Origin of the sequence: Massilia sp. TSP1-1-2 (assembly GCF_049896185.1) — a bacterium.
In the GTDB taxonomy this organism is placed as follows: domain Bacteria; phylum Pseudomonadota; class Gammaproteobacteria; order Burkholderiales; family Burkholderiaceae_D; genus Telluria_A.
Genome location: NZ_JAFCTU010000203.1, coordinates 1 through 587, shown reverse-complemented (window position 1 = coordinate 587; position 587 = coordinate 1). Strand labels below are relative to the sequence as shown.

The following is a 587-nucleotide window of genomic DNA, read 5'->3' as shown; positions in this document are numbered from 1 at the left end:
TTGCAGGCCATCGTCAACCGGCACGAAGCACTGCGCACCCATTTCGAGACCCGGCAAGAAGTTCTGGTGCAGATGGTGGCGCCGCACCTGCAGCTGGCGCTGCGCGCGCGCCAAGTGGAAGGGAGCGACGACGCGTCCAGGTGGACCCACGCCCACGCGCTGATGCGCCAGGAAGCCTTGTCGCCCTTTGACCTGGGCGCCGGACCGCTGCTGCGCGTGCAGCTGCTCGGGCTTGACGCCGGCACCCATGTGCTGGTGCTGTCGATGCACCACATTGTCTCGGACCTGTGGTCAATGGGCGTGTTCGTGCGCGAACTGACGGCCCTGTACGAGCAAGCCTTCACGGGCCTGGCGGCGGCGCTGCCGGCGCCGGTGCTGCAATACCGCGATTTCGCGCGCTGGCAGCATGGCTATCTGCAAGGCGACGTGCTGCGCAAGCAGCTGGACTACTGGACCGACCTGCTGGGCGGCGAGCTGCCGGTGCTGGAGCTGCCGCTGGACCGGCCGCGCCCGGCCGTGCAGAGCATGCGCGGAGCAACGCTGCGCTTTACGGTGGACGAAGAAGTGCGCCTGGGCCTGGCCAAGCT

Annotated in this window: 1 protein-coding gene; it reads left to right on the top strand. The window is 68.3% G+C overall.

The features are described from left to right. Window positions 1–587 (top strand): condensation domain-containing protein (locus ACP7BV_RS27705; protein ID WP_426108130.1); only part of this gene is annotated, 587 nt, incomplete at both ends.